At 39.0% G+C, this 18,273-nt stretch carries 15 protein-coding genes and 1 pseudogene; 3 read left to right on the top strand and 13 right to left on the bottom strand.

Annotated features, from left to right (window positions below):
- Window positions 1–23 precede the first annotated feature (23 nt).
- The 3 genes from DIS06_RS07855 to pgmB all read right to left on the bottom strand — a co-directional run bounded on the left by DIS06_RS07855 (window position 24) and on the right by pgmB (window position 2,181).
- Window positions 24–896: a Cof-type HAD-IIB family hydrolase gene (locus DIS06_RS07855; RefSeq protein WP_239421944.1), complete on the bottom strand. Its 873-nt coding sequence runs from the start codon at window positions 894–896 to the stop codon at window positions 24–26.
- 217 nt (window positions 897–1,113) lie between these two features.
- Window positions 1,114–1,518, bottom strand: coding sequence for a cupredoxin domain-containing protein (locus DIS06_RS07860; RefSeq protein WP_110112690.1), 405 nt, complete (start codon window positions 1,516–1,518; stop codon window positions 1,114–1,116).
- Window positions 1,519–2,181 carry a beta-phosphoglucomutase gene (gene pgmB, locus DIS06_RS07865; RefSeq protein WP_110112691.1) on the bottom strand — a complete coding sequence of 221 codons (663 nt, stop codon included), beginning with the start codon at window positions 2,179–2,181 and terminating at the stop codon, window positions 1,519–1,521.
- Between the two features lie 283 nt (window positions 2,182–2,464).
- Between pgmB and DIS06_RS07870 the strand changes: the two genes are divergently transcribed.
- Together DIS06_RS07870 and DIS06_RS07875 are read left to right on the top strand one after the other, a co-directional pair.
- The gene (locus tag DIS06_RS07870) at window positions 2,465–4,102 is read left to right on the top strand and encodes a PTS transporter subunit IIBC (RefSeq protein ID WP_110112692.1); all 1,638 of its coding nucleotides are present in this window, start codon (window positions 2,465–2,467) and stop codon (window positions 4,100–4,102) included.
- Between the two features lie 4 nt (window positions 4,103–4,106).
- A complete protein-coding gene (locus DIS06_RS07875; protein ID WP_110112693.1) occupies window positions 4,107–4,898 on the top strand; it encodes an endonuclease/exonuclease/phosphatase family protein in 792 nt (263 codons plus the stop codon).
- 24 nt (window positions 4,899–4,922) lie between these two features.
- Here the strand turns inward: DIS06_RS07875 and DIS06_RS07880 are convergent, their stop codons facing one another.
- From DIS06_RS07880 to pulA, 9 genes and pseudogenes are all read right to left on the bottom strand, one after another.
- On the bottom strand, window positions 4,923–6,014 hold the full coding sequence (locus DIS06_RS07880; RefSeq protein WP_110112694.1) for a PRK06851 family protein: 1,092 nt from the start codon (window positions 6,012–6,014) through the stop codon (window positions 4,923–4,925).
- 229 nt (window positions 6,015–6,243) lie between these two features.
- Window positions 6,244–7,932: a DUF6583 family protein gene (locus DIS06_RS07885; protein ID WP_110112695.1), complete on the bottom strand. Its 1,689-nt coding sequence runs from the start codon at window positions 7,930–7,932 to the stop codon at window positions 6,244–6,246.
- Window positions 7,933–8,096: 164 nt separating this feature from the next.
- Window positions 8,097–8,729: a response regulator gene (locus DIS06_RS07890; protein ID WP_110112696.1), complete on the bottom strand. Its 633-nt coding sequence runs from the start codon at window positions 8,727–8,729 to the stop codon at window positions 8,097–8,099.
- Window positions 8,722–9,768: a sensor histidine kinase gene (locus DIS06_RS07895; protein WP_110112697.1), complete on the bottom strand. Its 1,047-nt coding sequence runs from the start codon at window positions 9,766–9,768 to the stop codon at window positions 8,722–8,724. Before DIS06_RS07895 ends, DIS06_RS07890 begins: the two co-directional genes overlap by 8 nt.
- Window positions 9,765–10,490 (bottom strand): cell wall-active antibiotics response protein LiaF, encoded by a 726-nt coding sequence (gene liaF / locus DIS06_RS07900; RefSeq protein ID WP_110112698.1) that lies wholly within the window; start codon window positions 10,488–10,490, stop codon window positions 9,765–9,767. The genes DIS06_RS07895 and liaF overlap by 4 nt, the downstream gene beginning before the upstream one ends.
- Before the next feature lie 88 nt (window positions 10,491–10,578).
- A complete protein-coding gene (locus tag DIS06_RS07905; protein ID WP_110112699.1) occupies window positions 10,579–11,226 on the bottom strand; it encodes a PspA/IM30 family protein in 648 nt (215 codons plus the stop codon).
- Window positions 11,227–11,242: 16 nt separating this feature from the next.
- Window positions 11,243–11,590, bottom strand: coding sequence for a lmo0954 family membrane protein (locus DIS06_RS07910; RefSeq protein ID WP_110112700.1), 348 nt, complete (start codon window positions 11,588–11,590; stop codon window positions 11,243–11,245).
- A gap of 226 nt (window positions 11,591–11,816) precedes the next feature.
- Window positions 11,817–12,398 (bottom strand): S-layer homology domain-containing protein, encoded by a 582-nt coding sequence (locus tag DIS06_RS20595; RefSeq protein WP_239421950.1) that lies wholly within the window; start codon window positions 12,396–12,398, stop codon window positions 11,817–11,819.
- Window positions 12,390–15,230: pseudogene (pulA, locus tag DIS06_RS07915) on the bottom strand (type I pullulanase); the annotation flags it as partial. The pseudogene pulA and the gene DIS06_RS20595, both read right to left, overlap by 9 nt.
- Before the next feature lie 222 nt (window positions 15,231–15,452).
- On the opposite strand from pulA, the gene DIS06_RS07920 reads away from it, so the two are divergent.
- Window positions 15,453–16,778 carry a purine-cytosine permease family protein gene (locus tag DIS06_RS07920; RefSeq protein ID WP_110112702.1) on the top strand — a complete coding sequence of 442 codons (1,326 nt, stop codon included), beginning with the start codon at window positions 15,453–15,455 and terminating at the stop codon, window positions 16,776–16,778.
- Window positions 16,779–16,826: 48 nt separating this feature from the next.
- On the opposite strand, the gene desB is transcribed toward DIS06_RS07920, so the two are convergent.
- A complete protein-coding gene (desB, locus tag DIS06_RS07925; RefSeq protein ID WP_110112738.1) occupies window positions 16,827–17,918 on the bottom strand; it encodes a Delta(10) desaturase DesB in 1,092 nt (363 codons plus the stop codon).
- Window positions 17,919–18,273 lie beyond the last annotated feature (355 nt).

Raw genomic sequence — 18,273 nt, forward strand, 5'->3', positions numbered from 1 at the left:
AAAAGTAGCGTCCTTTACGGGCGCTACTTTTTTGACATGTGTGTGGAAAGAACAGCTAAAACCGCTTGTGCAACACCATCTTCATCGTTTGTTCCCGTCACTTCATCACTATAGACTTTCACGCCATCAGGTGCGTTCCCCATGGCAACTGCTTTTCCTGCCTTTTTGAACATTGACACATCATTGTAGTTATCGCCAATGGCCATTGTATCTTTTAAATCGATGTTACGCTCGTTTACGTATTGTTCGAGAGCTAGTCCTTTTTGTGCACGAAAATCGTTGACCTCAATGTTTTCTTTACCTGATGAGCTCACTGCAATGCCTTCAAGGTCGGCTAAATCCACTTTGGCTTTTTCAAGCTTTTCTTCATCAAATGAAAACGCAAGAAGTTTGTAAATTGAAATGCGATCATCATTATAAAGGACGTCATACTCATCAATAAGCTTCACATTTCCTTTTTCAAAGCGCTCTTTTGCTCCTTCTAACAACTTTTCATAGTCATTTTTAAGGCTTGCACTCATGTAGATATCCATAACAACGGCTAATGCTTTGTCATAATCATTCGAATACGTTCCTTCGTTTGTATACACTTCAAAGTACAAGTCATGCTGTTGAAATACTTGTTGTACCTGTTTAATATGGGTGGCATCTAATCCAACAGAAGAAAGCGTTTCTCCTTTTGGTGTTCGAACTTCCGATCCGTTTACACAAATAATATGCGTATCAATCCCTGCCTCTTCTAACACATACTTTGCTTCTGCGTAAGATCGCCCTGTTGCAATGACAACCTCTATGCCTGCACGCTGAGCTGCTCGAATCGCATCTGCGTTTTCGTTACTGACTACTTGTTCACTGTTTACTAATGTTCCATCCATGTCAATCGCAATACATTTCATAACGTGTGACGACACCTTCCTTTTATGTAAGTCCTTGTTGTTCATTTTATCGTAACAGGTACACATTGACCTTTTATATGCTTTTTGTAAAAGTCTTGTTTCTTATCTTTATCCTCACCTATATGAAACATACCCTTTTGAACTCATAAAAAAACAACTACTCACTTAAAGAAACGATCTATATCGCGCTATTTGAGTAAGTAGTTAATGTCTTGGTTTATTTTACAATGATTTTAAACGGCATAGTTGCATGACCTACTCCGCACAGTACGGTACATTTACCTAGGTATTCACCTGCTTGCGATGCCACAAATTCAGCTGTTTGATTTTCTTCCACCTTCACATTTAATCCAGGAATCAACAGCCCGTGAGGAACACCGCCTTCACTATCTAATGTTAATTGAACCGTATCTCCTTTATTGACCACAACCTCTGCTGGCTCAAACGTAAAGTCTTCAGGGTTATCTCCTGTTTTCCCAACAACCGTCACTTCTTTTACTTCACCTGTTGCCGGCACTGACTCCTCATTTCCCGCACTGTTTTCTTGCTTCTCTGTACTGCCACATGCGGCTAACAGTCCAACCATGCTCATAGTCATTACTATCATCAACCATTTTTTCATTTACTCTCTACCTCTCTCTGCGAATTTCTTTTGTATGTGTGTAAGTGTTAGTTCCGTTGTGGATTCTACATGCCAATCTGCATGTTCCATCGCTTCATGTGCACCGACTCCAATTGAAAACATGTCTGTTTGCTGAATCGCTTGTAAACCTGCTTCACCATCTTCGATTGCTACACAATCACGTGGCTTCACGTTTAGCGATGCTGCTGCGGTTAGAAAAATCTCTGGATGAGGCTTTCCATACTTAATCGTTTTCACATCCACTACATGATCAAAGAGCGTAGACAACTCTAATTTGTGAAGAACAGCTTGTGCATTTGAGCTAGAAGAGGCAACAGCCGTCTTTATTCCTTCTTTTTGTAAAGAAGCTAACAGTTCTCGAATACCTGGTAAGCAATCTTTTGGAGTAAGCTGTTGAATAGACTCTTGATAAAAAGCATTCTTTTTCTCACCTAGCTGGACTTTCTCTTCTTCTGTATAAAATTGAGAACTTTGACGAATGAATGCTTCAATTGTTTCTTTTCGACTAATCCCTTGAAGCTGCTGATTCCATTCTTTTGTAAACGCAACCCCTACTTCATCAGCAATACGCTTATTGGCAAGGTAATATAAATGTACCGTGTCTGCAATCACTCCATCTAAATCAAAGATAACGGCTTTCATGCATTCTCCCCTCTTTCTTTCCATTTATTTTAGCACAATAATAGCGTAAAAAGCTGTGACGAAGCTGTTAAACTGCTCCTCTTTTTAATACCTAAAAAAAGAAAAAATAAAAAAATAGTAAAATAGCAAATAATACTATTGCATTATGTAAGCACTTTTATTACAATAGGTTCATGCAAACGGTTGCACTGAGTTGCACAAAAGTTGCATTCAAATCTTGTTCTTTTAAACAATTCTTTTTAAAAATAATGAAAACCCATACATAGGGGAGGGAGCTAACGTTATGAAAAAATTATTTTCATTTGATTTTTGGCAAAAGTTCGGTAAAGCGTTATTAGTTGTTGTAGCCGTTATGCCAGCAGCAGGGATTATGATTTCCCTTGGTAAGTTAGTGGCGATGACTGGTGGAGACATCACATTGGTGCAAACGATTGCACGTGTGATGGAAGACATCGGTTGGGGTGTTATTACAAATCTTCACATTCTATTTGCAGTAGCCATCGGGGGCTCATGGGCGAAAGAACGTGCAGGCGGTGCTTTCGCAGCATTAATCGCATTTATTTTAATTAACCGTATCACTGGTGCAATCTTCGGTGTAAATGGGGCAATGCTTGCAGACCCAGAAGCAACGGTGAACTCATTATTCGGTCAAGAGTTAGTTGTAGCAGATTACTTCACATCTGTATTAGGTGCACCTGCTTTAAACATGGGTGTATTCGTCGGTATTATTTCAGGTTTCTTAGGTGCAAATCTTTTCAACAAATACTATAACTACGATAAATTACCAGATGCATTATCATTCTTTAACGGGAAACGTTTCGTTCCATTCGTTGTAATTGGTGGATCAATTGTAACCGCTATTATTATGTCGTTAGTGTGGCCGTTTATCCAAGGCTTGCTTAACGATTTCGGTCAATGGATTGCAACATCTCGTAACACAGCGCCAATTATTGCGCCATTCATCTTTGGTGCATTAGAGCGTCTATTACTACCTTTTGGTTTACATCACATGTTAACGGTTCCGATGAACTATACAGAACTTGGTGGAACGTATCAAATTCTTACAGGTTCTGGCGCTGGCTCAACAGTAGCTGGACAAGATCCTTTATGGTTAGCTTGGATTGCAGACTTAAATAACTTCCTTGCAGCTGGCGACACAGCTAGCTACAATCAATTATTAAATGATGTAACACCTGCTCGTTTTAAAGTAGGTCAAATGATTTTGTCTTGTGCATCATTAATTGGTATCGCGTATGCCATGTACCGTAACGTAGACAAAGATAAGCGTGCAAAGTACAAATCAATGTTCTTCTCAGCTGGTTTAGCTGTATTTTTAACAGGTGTAACTGAGCCTATCGAATTCATGTTCATGTTTGCTGCTCCAGTACTATACGTTGTATATGCAGTTATGACTGGTTTAGCGTTTGCGGTTGTTGATTTAGTAGATGTACGTGTTCACGCATTCGGTGTAATTGAGTTATTAACTCGTACACCAATGATCGTAAAAGCAGGTTTATGGTTAGACTTAGTAAACTTTGTTGTAGCATGTTTAGTATTCTTCGGTTTAAACTTTACAGTTGCAAACTTTATGATTAAGAAATTCAACTTCCCAACTCCGGGTCGTAACGGTAACTACATTGAAGATGAAGCAAGCACTGGCGGATCGAACGCTGTGAAAACAGATTCACTTGCTCCAACAATCATTGAGTTACTAGGTGGGAAAGAAAATATCCAAGACGTTGACGCGTGTATGACTCGTTTACGTGTAACAGTAAAAGATACGTCGTTTGTTGCAGGCGAAGCGGATTGGAAGAAAAACGGTGCATTAGGGTTAATCGTAAAAGATAAAGGTGTACAAGCTATTTACGGTCCAAAAGCTGATGTATTAAAATCAGATATTCAGGACTTGTTAGGAGCGTAATTACATGAAACTTTTAACACTCAATTGCCACTCATGGCAAGAAGAAAATCAGCTAGAGAAAATTCAATCTCTAGCTGAGACTATCAAAGAAAACAGGTACGATGTCATTGCTTTACAAGAAGTGAGTCAACTCATTGAAAAGCCGCTTGTTTATGACAACGTAAAAGAAGGAAACTATGGACTTGTTTTAGTCGAGGAATTGAAAAAGCTTGGAATTGACGAGTATTCCCTTGTTTGGGACTTTGCTCATATCGGGTACGATGTGTATGAAGAAGGTTTAGCCATTTTAACAAAACATCCGATTGTTGAAAGTCATTCATTTTTCATCTCGCAAAGCAAGGACACAGATTTTTGGAAAACACGTCGCATTGTTGGTGCAACGATTGCTTATGACAATGAAGAGCTCTCGTTCTACTCTTGTCATCTTGGCTGGTGGAACGATGAGGAAGAGCCAGTGAAAGAACAAATCGACGCACTGCTTGCTCACGTTCCAAAAGATAAGCCATTTTTCTTGATGGGTGACTTTAACAATAATGCTTATATTCGAAACGAAGGCTACGATTATCTCATGAGCCACAACCTCTATGATACGTATCAGTTAGCTGATGAGAAAGATAGCGGCATTACGGTTAAAGGTAAAATTGCTGGGTGGGATCAAAACAAACAGGATTTACGTATCGACCTTATTTTATCAAGCAAAGAAGTAGCCGTGGCGAAGTCGGCCGTTATCTTTAATGGTGAACATAAGCCTGTTGTCTCTGATCACTTTGGTGTAGAAGTTAACATACGCAAGTAAGCACGGCCATCAGGCCGTGCTTTTTTAATACGTTAACTTGTTGATTTCATCGTTTAACTGCTGACGAAACGCATCAATCTTTGTAAAATCCATCGCTTCGACGTAATAATGTTCAAGCTGGTCGTGAAGTTGTTTTGCTTGAGCTAGACAAGCAATCGCTTCTTTCATTTTTGTTGAGTATCTTGCCGCCACGTCTTTTAATTCCTCTTCGTATTTCTCGTCTGTCCCACTCGCAATCACCGTTCCGTACATATCTACCACTTCATCTGAATCATGTTCTGGGAAATATTCATGAGGAGCCGTACTATCAAAGATCGCGAATCCAAGCTCTCTTACAATGACCATGTCTAAGCTGTTTGGATCAAACCCACAATGATACACTTCTACATCAAAGCCTCGTTGCTCAGCGGCCGTCACCAACTTTTTAAGCATTGTCGATTTCCCAGATCCAGGACGACCTTTAATGAGATAGCGCTTTGCTAGCCCTTCTGTTAAGTTAGGCACAAAGTCAACGGCCCCTTTTGGCGTGGCAGCCCCAAGGAAGCGATGGCGAACATTGGCCGCTTTGTTTGATGATTTCCCTTGAAATAAAGAAGCAATTAAATTAGTAGTTAACTCATTAGCTTTTTGAAAATCCATATTTTCAATATAGAATTTCTCCCACTCATCATGAACGCGCAATGCTTCTTCAAAATGACGATACGCCGCTTGAAATGATTGACTAATCTGATTAGAAAGCGTGACAATCACTTCTTTTTCACTAGCTAACTGTGCGGAATCCCACGCCGTTCCTAAATTCACATACTCCTCAATTGCCCCTGGTGCCTTTGGTTCAATAACATGAGGAGCCGTCCCATCGACAATCCCCACTTTTAATGCAGGGATAATGACACCATCAATCGAACCGTTGTCCGATGCACAATGAATGTATTCTACATCGAAACCTTTGTCATTCCACTCTTGACCAATCTGTTTCATTAAAGTGGATTTCCCTGTGCCAGGTCCGCCTTTTAAAATGAATAAACGGTCTAACCCTTGTAAATTGGAATCAAACAAGCTATGAAACCCTCTCGCTGTATTACCAGCTGCATAGTAGTTTTTCACGTTTCCAGCCATGATAATCCTCCCTTAGTTGAAAGAAAATATGTCACATGTTCTAACATATGAACGCACATCAAAATGGGTGAATACCTAATAAGAAGTGAGACAGGATAAGGCTAAAAAATAATGAAAAAACTCCTTGCTCATGTATCCATTTATGTGAATGGAGGTTAGGAACAAGGAGTTCTTTTAGGACAGAGTTACCGATGAGCAGTTGCTTCTTTGCTCTCAGATCCACTTATATTTAATAATACTTATTGCTCAATTCTTGCATTAGGGCTTGAATGCGATATGCTGCGTGTTCTTGTACAGCATACATATCTTCTTCAGTCATCTCTAACACATTGATTGCGCTGTTTGTGTTCATTTTAGGCATCGTTACTTTGTCTTTTAATTCTGTCTTAGAATCTACGTTTAAGAATAGTGTTCCCGCTTCTTGACCATCTTCTACGTTAAGTTCGATATCAAAGACATAATTCGCATATTCTTTTTCAAGATTAATATCTTGCTCTTGCATCAACATTCCATTTATAGCTGGGATCCCTTCATCCGCTTGTAACGAGAATTCACGTTCCACTTTACCAGCCTCTTTAAATGTTGAGTCAACTGTTAACCCAACATTCGTTGGTTCAGCTCCTTTTTCTTCAAGCAGAAGGTTTAACGTGCGTTTTTCTACACGACTTTCTTTTTGTTTTTCAATTGCTTTTGTTGATTCAAAAGAAAGGAACGAGTCTGATTTCCCCTTTGTCCCTGCTTCAAATTTAAATGCTTTATCTGTTTTATTCTCACCAACAGGAACATTCTTTGTTTCTACTAAAAATTCGACTGCTTCTTCACTTTCGATATGATCTTTTGGCTGAACAGCCAGTTGCATATTGCGCTCAATGACAACATCTTCTTTTGTGACCAATAGCGTTGATGTAAAGCCCTTCGGATATTGAGCATCTTTAATATCTTGTTTCATTTCTTTTAGACCCTGTTCAATTTCTTTCTTTGCTACTTTAGGATCTGTATAATCAGCTTCCATTTGAGGCTGTATATTCATAGAAGAAGCTTTGGCCATACTTACCATACGCTTTGTTAACATATCAATGAGCTTTTCATCTTCACTCATTCGACCTACAACGTTAGATAAAAACGTTTTTATTTCTTCTGGAGACATCGCTAACGTTACTTTTGTTAGCTTCATTTCTTCTCCTTCATGTTTATACGCAATTCCTTTTTCTTTTGTAAAATATTCTTCTTTTAGTTGGTCCATCATGAATGTTCCATAGTGTTCTTTTAAATGCGCTTGTTCTACCTCTGTTAACTTAGCATCTTTCCACTCAAAGTAATCAATTTCTAATGTTTCTGTTCCTGTGTAATACGGATCAAACATACGCATCAAGTTTCCGTAGTCATTCGTATTCAAATAAAAATAATCATCATAAATGAGTGGTACTTTCACACCTGCTTGTTTTTCTGAATAAAACATGTCAAAGCCCACTTTTGTACCTTGTGAGTTTAACAAGATACTACTAGCACTCACTGCCGTTTTTGGGTCTTGCTCCGTTTTAACGGTAATGGCTGTTTCTTTTAAAATCTTTTGTAACATTTCTAAATTGGGATCTCCTTGTGCCATTTCCATGTCGACATTTCCACTGATCTTCATGTCTGTGCTTGATGGCTTTTCAAATGTTTTTTCTTGAAACGCAAGTTGATCACCGTATTTGTTATGTATTTCTTTTGATAATTGTTGATAGGCATTATATTCGGAGAGTAAATAAATATCTTTTGCAGACTTACTGAAGAACACACCGAACGTCACAGATGCGCCGATGAGTACAAAAATAAGAGCCGCCGCTACAATCCATTTCTTCGGAACACGCTTTGGTGTTTGTTCCGTTTCGATCGTAGCACCAGCTTCTGCTCTTGATGTATGTTGGTCATTCACTATGTATCGCTCCTCTTTGATTTTTTATACCTTGTTCATCATAGGGAAGCGAAAGGCTTATTTCTACCGTTTCGACAAAAGAAGACATTTATTGGTTATTTGGCAGGGGTGGTTTAGACTTATGAGTTGAGCGACATGTAGGTACAAAGACCATGATTATTTCCTTATTTAGCTAAATTGTGTTTAAACGCGTAAATTACAGCTTGCGTACGATCTTGAACTTCTAACTTACTTAAAATGTTACTTACATGTGTTTTGACCGTTTTTAACGCAATAAATAGCTCATCAGCAATTTCTTGATTCGTTTTTCCTTCAGCAATCAATAATAAAATTTCCATCTCTCTGGTTGTTAGTTGCTCATGTAAGTGTACCATCGGCTTTTGGCGCATCTTCATCATCATCTTTCCTGTTACTTCAGGTTCTAAGACAAATTGCCCTTCATACGTCGAACGGATAGCATTTGCAATTTCGCTTGCCTTTGACGTTTTTAACATATAGCTAACTGCACCTGCTTCTAAAGCCGGATAGACTTTTTCATCGTCAAGGAAACTCGTGACAATAATCACCTTGGCTTCTGGCCAACTTTCAATAATGTTTTTCGTTGCCTCGATTCCGTCCATTCCATCCATGACTAAATCCATTAAAATGATATCAGGGCGTAACGACAATGCAAGCTCTATCGCATCTTTACCATTTGATGCTTCTCCTACCACTTCAATATCTGCTTGCGCGGATAAATAAGAAGACACTCCAATCCTTACCATTTCATGATCATCTACAAATAACACTCTAATCATCGCTTTCACCCTCTCCTTTTACGAATGGTACTTTTACTTCTAGTCGTGTCCCTTTATCTTTTAGGCTCACAATCTTCATCATGCCACCAATTTCTAACGCTCGTTCATACATGTTTTGCAGCCCATAAGATCCTGCTTTTTCCGTTTCGACATCAAATCCTTTTCCATCATCTACAACTCGTAAAATAATTAAATCATCTCGTTGGACAAGTAATACGTCTAAGCTTGTCGCTTTTGCATGTCGAAGTGTATTGGAGACAGACTCTTGGAGAATGCGGAATAAATGATCTTCTACACCTTTATCTAATAAGATATGTTCGACTTTCCACGTAATATCCATTGGTACTTTTTGAGACAGTTCGATTAGTAGCTCTTTCATTCCTTCTTGTAAGGATTTTCCCTTTAATGCTATCGGACGTAAGTGTAAAAGTAGAGCTCTCATCTCTAACTGCGATTGATTGATCATCTCTTCAACCATCTTTAATTGCTTTGTTTCCGATGAATTTATTTCTTCCCTCGTTTCAGTAATCGCTGACATTAGCATCGAAGCAGCAAAAAGTTGCTGACTCACTGAATCATGTAATTCTCGTGCTAAACGGTTGCGTTCTTGAGAAACGATTTCTTGAATTCGCTTTTCTTGATCTTCTACTTTTTCATTCGCCATTTTTTGTGAGATTTTCGTTTGCTCTGTCATTTGCTTATGAATGTTCGTCACACGGTTTGTCATTGCAGTTAACTCATGTGTAAGTGCCCCGTCTGGAACAGAACTACTTTTACCTAGTTCAACATCGTGAAGCATATTTGACACGACTCGTAACTGCTTACGCCACACAAACCCGTTCACAACTCCTGCCAACAGACCAATTGTTAAACTCACACTAAGTGAAAGGACAATAAATGGCACATCAAAGATCTCAAGTTCCCATAGAAGACGCCAGTCTGACAATGGAAAAGTAGTAAAAAAGAGGATCATGAGTGTAAAGAACTGCAACAGTGATAAAGAGATACCCCATAAGAGTTGACGTTGAATCGCACTCATATTCGCTTCACCTCTAAATCACCTGTCATCATAGCTGTTACAATTTTTATTTTTTGCGAAGCTTCTTCGTATTGAGCCGTTTGAAAACAGATCGTTTGATTAAAAAATTTCGGATGTTCGTGCTCAAAAATTTTTACGTTCCCTGCAATCGCTGAATGACGAACTGAGACTTCTACTTCATAAGGAACGAGGATTTGTACGTTTCCAATGAGATGACGAGTGACAATCACAGCTTCTCCTTTAGGTAGAACGGTATAGCTAAGGTCAATCACCGTATCGCCAATGCCACTTTGAATGTTAATATCGTTCCACTCATACACATGTTCTGGCGTTTTTTGACGCTCAAATAAGGTATTTTGAAACAGCGGCGCTTTTTTAAAGACTTCACCATTTGTAATCGATGGTTCTGTTATAGTTGGCTTAATCAGCGTTGGTGTACGCTTTGTTTGCACAAACTTCAACACGAGATGAATCAAAACAGCGAGTAAAAAAAACTGAAACGTCATCATGTTTAAAATTTGAAAAACAAATGCAATGACTCCACCCCAAAACAAGAGCTTTCCTGATTGTTTTGGGAGGCGTCTACGGCCTATATAAATACAACCAGCGGCCACGAGAAGTGAAAAGATGAGCCCTCCATTAAAAAAGGAAAGCTCTAGTAAAAGCAAAACAACCCCTACTAGTAAGATCCAATTCATATAGTCTGTTTTGTTTATCTTCATTGCTTTTCCTCCCTTCGTCGTTGGTCGCTGAGAATATACGAAAAAGACGCAACTGTGTACGTCTTTCTTAGCATACCATGTTTTGTACTTATGAAATAGCAGGCGCTTCTTCCTTTTTGTCATTTTTTTCTAATTGAGCAATACGACTATCAATCGTGCTTCGGTGATAGTCATTGTTTACTTGATGTTCAAGGCGATCAATGTAACTTTCCATGTCTTCAAAGCGTGTAAATGATTTAGTCGAATATGCGTTATTTTCTAACACTTTGTTCATACGATGATGTGCACGTGCAATGTTTTCACGTCCCATCAGTTCCATACGCTTAATGTGCATATCTTTTAACTTATGCTTCATTTCTTCATATTTTCGCTCAAGTTCCGCTAATTGCTGCTCTGCTTTTTGCACTGCCTCTTGCAGGTGACGTGTGCGCTCTTCGTATTGAACTTGCTCTTGCATTGCGAAGTCATGAAGCTCTCTTTCGTCCGCTTTTGCTGCAATCGTTGCTTGATATTGACGCTTTTCAGCCATGTCTTTTGCATAACGATATTCACGAGTAAATTCTTCTTTTAACAAGTATTGACGCTCGACTAATTTACGAACCTTTTCTGTTTCTTGTTCACATTGGCGTAAGTAATGATTTAACGAGCCAAGTGGGTTTTTTTGTTCTTTTTGATCAAGTAATTGATGTAAATCGGATATAATTGAATCTTTCATACGTGTAAATAAGTTACTCATTTTATTCTCTCCCTTTTTATCGATTTTGTTTTAATTGAGACCATTCTTTTTCAAAGCTCATGAACGGATCTGTTGTGTCTCCTACCACATCTTTTGATTCGTTCCACTTTTTATAGATAACGTATAAAACATAAGCGGCAATGACACCGACAATAGCTGGAATATTTGAAATTGAAGCGGCTACCACAACTAAGCCAATTCCAACCCATAACACTTTCTTACCTGTTGTATGTGCTTTTACAAATTCTTTGAAAACAAAGTACAGAATCGCTAAGCTAATGGCTAGTGCAATCATCGGGCCTAAATTCGCTAGTAACACCACCGCTGCGACAGCTCCTAGAATAAACAATCCAAATTTCTTCACGTTCTATTTCCTCCTTTCGTTTCTTCATGTCTTTATTCTATCTATAAATAAAAATCGCCATAACGAGCCTGAGTTTTATTTTCAACTAAGACCTGAGACGTACTTACACCCCTAGCCATAACGGAAGACCCTTTCTTTACACTTGTTGGGGTGATTCAAGAGAATGAGTATGAACATAAAAAAGCCTGCGATTTTAGACGTATCTAAAATCGCAGGCTTTTTTTGTTTACTTAACGTGTTGAAGTGATTCGACTAATACTTTCGCAGATTGTGCTCGTGTTAAACGCTCTCTCGGTGCGAAAGTTCCATTGGCTTTGCCAGAGATAATATTTAACGCTTTTAATGCTCCAATCGCTTCTCGCGCATAGGGAGAGATCTTATCATAATCTTTAAATGCTTTATAGTCACCTGTTGGAACCTCTACTTTTTGGTGATCATAAAGTCTTGTGATGATAAGAGCCATTTGCTCACGTGTAATCGGAGCGTTTGGTTTAAAAAAGCCATCGTCTCCTTTTACAAGCCCCATCTCTGCTGCTTTTAATACATAAGGCGTATAGTACTCGCCTTGTTTTACATCTTTAAACGTTTCGTTAGATGCTGCTGCTTCAACTTTCAACGCTCGTCCGATCATCGTGACAAACTGAGCGCGTGTGACAGATTTTCCTGGTTGAAATTCAGTCGGTGTAACCCCTGTTGTCACTTCTTGATCAACAAGCTCTTGAATGTAAGGTTTTGCCCACTCGTAGCCAGCTGGTACATCGTTGAACGGGAATTTCCCTTGATTTGAACCTGTGTTTCCTTCTAACACGAACGTGCTAAGAGCTGGAATTGTTATGACATTTCCTTTTATTTTTTTGATTGCTTTTGTACCTGCTTTTTCTCCGTTCACAAGCAATGACCAATCACTTTTACCAGGAAGCGTAATTGTCATTGCTTCTTTGTTTGCATTGTGAATGACTGCGAGTTGTTTTGCTGCATTCTTTTTCGCTGGATCTGTTAACGTGTACGCTACGACATTTTTAGGCGCTTGAACAAACGATACATGTTGTTTGATTTCTTCAGCAGTCGCCATACGGAATGCCGGATACTGTTTGCGTAATTCAATTAAACCTTTCATGTACTCGACTTCTTCGTTAAACGCACCTCGACGCACCCAGTCTAATTGGTTGACCGCATCAGGTGATTTGTAGCTGTTATGGTCGCCGCCTTTTGTGCGCATGAACTCTTGACCAGCGTGAATGAATGACATTCCTTGTGATGTTAAAATGATCGATGATGCTAATTTATGCATTTGCTTACGCTCTTGCTCTGTTGCGTCTGGGTTTGTTAAAAGTAACTTATCCCATAATGTGTGGTTATCGTGCGCTTCCACATACGTAACGACTTGTTCAGGGTCTTTGTACGTCGCAGTAGCAGCATTATAGTCAAGACCAGCTACTACGCTTTTCCTCATGATATCTTCCATGCCTTGCTTGCCATTGACAAAGCCACTTTCCTCATCATAGAACACGCTTCCTTTTAATCCATCACGAATCGTGTCGTTAAAGTGTGCCACACCTGGCATTTTGCCTGCATTTTTTTGATTGGCTTTTTGGTCAGCAGGGAGTGGGGTATTTAAGTCCCAACCTTCGCCTAGAATGATGATGCTTGGGTCAATTTTGTTTAATGCTTTGCGAACTTCATTCATTGTTTCAACATCATGAATTCCCATTAAATCAAAGCGAAATCCATCTAAATTGTACTCAGTTGCCCAATAAGTAACAGAATCGACAATGAATTTGCGCATCATGTTGCGCTCTGAAGCCGTATCATTTCCAACACCGGTTCCATTTGCTAATGTTCCGTCTTCGTTATAACGGAAGTAATAGCCAGGAACAAGCTGATTAAAGTTTGACTCGTTTACTGCATACATATGGTTGTACACAACATCCATAATGACACGTAAATCATTTTGATGTAGCGATTGCACCATTTGCTTCATTTCATGAATACGCACTTTGGGTTCGTATGGATTGGTTGAATAAGAACCTTCTGGTGCATTGTAGTTTTTAGGGTCATACCCCCAGTTGTATTGAGGTTGATCTAGCTTTGTTTCATCAACTGTACGATAGTCGTAGATTGGAATAAACTGAACGTGTGTTGCACCTAAGTCCTTAATATGGTCTAATCCTGTCTTCACACCACCTGGACCCTTCGTTCCTTCTTCCGTTACCCCTAAAAATTTCCCTTTATGTTGAATGCCACTGTCTTTATGAATAGATAAGTCACGAACGTGTAATTCATAAATAATCGCATCTTCTGGCTTTTGTAAAGCTGGCTTTTTCGCCGGCCACTTTTTTGGATTCGTTGAGCTTAAGTCCGCAACGGCTCCTTTGTCACCGTTTACTGTTACAGCACGAACATACGGATCGACTGCTTCATTCCACTTGTCGCCAATCTTTACTTTATACGTGTAAATGAGACCATCTTGGTCACCTTTTAATTCTGCTGTCCATGTTCCTTTTTCAGTTTGTTTCATGTCGATTTCTGTGCCTGTCGTGTCATCCCACTTTTTATATGTAACAAGTTTTGCTTCACTTGCTGTTGGGGCCCACAGACGAAAGGCTGTTTTTTCTTTTGTATACGTATTTCCTAAATCGTTGCCTTGATAATAAAACAACTCGTCAAACTCTTTTGAACGTACAGCTGCTCCTACTTCTACAGTGGCCTCTCCAAATAACGCTTTTGAAACCGTATATGATTTCGTTAAATCAAGGTTTTCTTTTGTCATAATTCGAACTTTATTGGTCGTTTCATCTTTGCCGTTAAAAGGTACGACTTCTTTAATTTCAGCACCTTTCAATGTAATACCAGCATTTGTACCTTCATTTACCTTAAAAGGCACATTCGTTTCAAACGTAATTTCATTCATTTTATCAATGGCTGCTTTTACAACTTTTGGATTACGATCAATAACAGATGGATCGTAAAACACTCGTTCCATTCCTTGTGCAATCCAAATTTCAGCAGAACCATCTTCATTAAACTTTGTCACATAACGATCATTAAACTCTTTATTTGCCCACTCATTGCCTTCTACACTTTGGCGAACAATAAACCCAACTTTCTTGATGCCTTCTGGATCTGACAACTCGACGGTTGCGACTTTTCCAAACTCATCTTCTTCCGTAAATTGAACAGCTTGTCCATCTTTTCCTTCTGGCCACATCCATAGGTTCCAGCCGTCGTAGTTTTGATCATAACGAGAATAATGGATTGTCAGTTTGACTTTTTCATATGATGGGAAATCACGATATTCTCCATCTGGTGGCTCTGTATACGTCGTTGTATCTCCACCTTTTATCCATACTTCTCCTTCACCATTTTGAATGTTAATCCAACGGTCTTCTCCATCTTTTTCCCATGTATCTGTACGGACAATAAATCCGACACGTTTCACATCTCCTGGTACTTCAATTTCAGCATATTTGCCAAATGCATCTTCCCCTGTAAACTCATAGGCTTTCCCATCCCCGCCTTCTGGCCATACCCATAAATTCCAGTCTTTTGTATTTTCAGGCTTCTCCTGATAATGAATAATCACTTTTGTTGCACTTGCAAGCGTTTGCATTGGAAAACTCGAAAAAATAGATGCAATCATTGCAAGCACCGTTACTATCGCAAACCAACGTTTTGCTCTCACGGTACCCCATCCCCTCTTTAATCTAGTAAAGAACAACTCTATTATATAAAAAATGGAAACGTTTGCACAATAAAATTATTTGAATTTTTCATTTTGGAGACTATAGTCCTATCTTTCATCCTTCTCATTTTAACCAGTAAAGCTATAATAAAAAGAGGAACAAATTAGAAGGAGATTTCTATGAATACAAGTGTCGAAAAACGAGAATTTAAAATCGAGCGGTACGGATTAGAAGCGGTCCCAAAAGAGCTTCGGCAAACAAAATGGTATGAGTATGCGAGTTTACAAGCCGCTTTTGCTGTCAATGCTGGTAATTTTCTCGTACCTGCTTTCGCCGTTTTACAAGGTGGCCTTTCGGTTATGTCTGCAATTGTCTCCACTACAATAGGAGCCACACTAGCTTTTTGGCTCGTTTCTTTTTTATCACTGCCAGGGGCGCAGCATGGTATTCCTGCTCAATTTGCCATTCGGTCCATTTTAGGGATAAAAGGTACACAATGGGTTTCATCTCCCATCCGCTCCATTACATCTTTATATTGGTTTAGTGTTCAAGTCATTGGCGGAGCCTACGTTGTACAAGAGGTAGTCGTACACTCATTTGGATGGTATGTTCCATTTGCACTTATCACGTTATTACTTAGTAGCATCATGATTTTACTCTCTCTCATTGGATTTGATGCGGTTAAAAGCGTCACCAGAAAGTTCTTTCCCGTTTTATTAATCGGGCAAGTCGTGATGATTATTTTGTTTGTTCAGTCTGATGCATTTACGACGACAGATCTTTCTTCTAGCACATCGTCGTCCTTTTTAACGATGAGCTTTTTTGCTAGTTTAGCATTTATGCAGTATGTATCAGGTGTAAGTGCTGCTTCTGATATGACGCGGTACGCCAAATCCACAAAACATGGATTTTATGGCGTTTTAGTTGGAAATGTATGGGGATTTCTTGTCACAGCTGTTTTAGGTGCATTTAGTGCAGTCCTTTTTCAACATGTCAATCCGTATGTCGCAGCTATGTCACTGACGACGTCAAAGTGGCTCATTGCGTTTATTTTACTATGTACGCTTTTATCGATGATTTCGATTAACTTAAGCAATGCCTATACGGGTAGCCTTAGTTTATTAAATAGCTTTCCAGCTCTAGGTAGAATAAAAGCAGCTCTTTTATTTGGAGTGTTTGCGCTCATTTTAAGCATGCTTCCACAACTTGTGAATGAAGCGAAAACATACATTGCGTTACTGGGAGCCTTTATTATTCCGCTTTCAGCCGTCATTGTCACAGACTTTTTATGGATAAAAAAGAAGCAAATTGACTTAATATCTCTCACTCAAAAAAATCGATCGATGAATAAAATCGCATTTTTTCATCTATTTATCGGAATCATTTTATACTTTACCATTCCAGAATCTATCTCTCCGGGATTTATGACATTTCTATTCATTTCACTGAGTTACGGATTGAGTTACAGATGGTTGACGAAACAAAAAAACAATGCCAACGTTTAACGACATAAATACCCCCCTGTTTTTTATAACAGGGGGATATTTTACTTTCTACATTGTTTTTTTCTTTTTAGATGGAAGCACTTGGTCTTTTAGTTCTTCTACTCGATATTTAATATTTTGGGGGTCAAGGCCGTGACCGAGTGAACCATACATTTTATTTTGATACGGGTCGACTAGTTCGCTTCCTTGATAGTAGACGCGCGGCGTTTTCCAAAGTGCAATCATCGCTTTCATAAATGACATCTCATGATAGCGGTCTGGCCACATTCGTTTAATATGATGTTTCACTAACGGATAGTATTTCGGGTTCATTCCTGGGAATAAGTGGTGCTCTGTATGATACGAAAAGTTAAAGTGAAGAACATCTACCCACTTCGGTACAGTGACCGTTAAGCAGTTTGCTAATGGATCATTAACCGGAACTAATGGATTTAAGCGGTGATTGGTTGCAATGTAAGACATGACAATAAAGTTTGCAATTAGTAACGGTAATAAAAATGCGAAAAACCACTTTGTCGGCCCCATGATAAATAGCAGAGTAATCCACGTTGCCCATGGAAGAATCAGTTGAAGCCAAACCCCTGGACGTTTTGTAGGCTTAAATTCACTGATGTAAAGCTTAAACATTTTCGTAGAATGAAGAGAAAACGAGATCGCTAAAAAGCAAAAACTCGCAAACGCTCGAAATGAATGCGGAATGCGATAGACCCAACGTAAAAATCGACTTCTAGCAATTTTATCGACCGTTGGCCATGCATCTGGATCTTTCTCTTCATCTTGCGTATGAATATGGTGATTCATGTTATGCCACTTTCTCCACAGTCGAGGTCCAACACTCAACGGGAAAAACGAAACAGCTCCTAAAAAGTCACGAAGCCATGCTTTTCGCACAACCGTACCATGTAAAATTTCGTGTCCTAAAAACCCCATTGCAGCAAAGCTAGAACCTAAAATAACGGATATGCCCAGGCTAATCCATGAATTTAATTCTAGTAATCCAATTGTCAAAAATCCCCCAATTACCACCAGAAGATAAGCAAGCCCTCCTAGAAGACGAGTGGGGACAGGCTTAAATGCTTTTTTAGGAAGGTGAGGAGCAACTCTCGCTGCATACCATCCAAATGTTTTTAACTCTTTCATTCTATTAGCTCCTTCCATTTTCAACTCCTATTACTCTCAATGACTATGACATCCACTCATGTTGCTGAAAATGAAGAAACCATTCATTTTATCGTTTCGAATTTTCTAACTATTTAAGACGCGAACGTGCAACATGTTAATCATTCATCTCAACATTTAGTACCTACTTCTAACCACAACTATTATGTTATCAATAGATTTTCATAGTTGTCAATTAATTTTATTACTTGGTTCTAAGTGAAGGTTATAACTTCTAGTATAAATCCTTTTTCACCTTTGTTCGTTATGCTTGAAAATAGTGATTACACCTCTTTCATATCATAAACAAAAAGCCACCCTTCTACAGGTTGACTTG

The sequence above is a fragment of the Bacillus sp. CGMCC 1.16541 genome (assembly GCF_003184905.1).
GTDB lineage: Bacteria > Bacillota > Bacilli > Bacillales > Bacillaceae_H > Priestia.